Consider the following 761-nt stretch of genomic DNA (forward strand, 5'->3'; position numbering starts at 1 on the left):
CGGGTTGTCATCCGACCGCGATGCGTTCAGCAGGCGGCAGGTGGTCACGAGGCTGCGCTCGGTGACGTTGCTCTGCCGGATGATTTTCTGTGTGGCGTAGGTCACGGCACGGTAGGGATAGGCGTTGAAGTCGCACACCACGCTGTCCACCTTCAGCACTTGGTTGATGTTCCCGGCGATGATGCGGTTGTAGTACCCCTTCTCCGCGAAGTCCGAATAATAGTGGTACACGCTCTTGTCCGCCAGCAGCAAGGCACGTTTCACGTTGTGTTCAATCGCGCTTTTTTCAGGTGATAGCGTGAAGAACATCTCGTGGAAACGGCGCACATGTTCCCGTGCCTCCGCCGGGCGGTTCTGCGACAAATCCTGAGACAAGGCGAGCATCAGGCTCTTGCCGTTGTCCAGCACATAGATTTTCTCCCGTTGCTTCTCTGCGAAACGGTAGGAGTTCCACACGCTCCACACCGTCACCACGGCGCACAGCGAGAGGAAGACGATACCGAACAGGCGTATCTGCCTGAACGACGATTCGATGTTTCTAAGTGATTTGAATTCCATTTATATTTTCCAATTTATGATTGCACATTGATTATTTCAGCAATTTGCCGACACGTCCGACTGCGTTTCCTGCGGCTGCACCCGCCACGCTGCCCGCCATGCTTCCGGCTCGTCCCGCCATCTGGTTCACGTTGCGACCGTAACCGCCCATGCCTCCGGCTTGGATAATCCAGCCCGCAACGGTGGGAATGGTAAAGTAGCCG

At 56.0% G+C, this 761-nt stretch carries 2 protein-coding genes; both read right to left on the minus strand.

Annotation, left to right across the window (positions count from 1 at the left end; genetic code table 11):
* On the minus strand, positions 1-558 hold a 558-nt coding region (traK, locus tag HMPREF9442_RS08935), incomplete at its 3' end, for a conjugative transposon protein TraK (protein WP_008627745.1).
* A 31-nt stretch (positions 559-589) separates the two neighbouring features.
* Positions 590-761, minus strand: a 172-nt coding sequence (locus HMPREF9442_RS08940; protein WP_008627747.1) for a TraJ family protein, incomplete at its 5' end; no start/stop codon positions are given.

Source organism: Paraprevotella xylaniphila YIT 11841 (genome assembly GCF_000205165.1).
Taxonomy (GTDB): Bacteria; Bacteroidota; Bacteroidia; order Bacteroidales; family Bacteroidaceae; genus Paraprevotella; species Paraprevotella xylaniphila.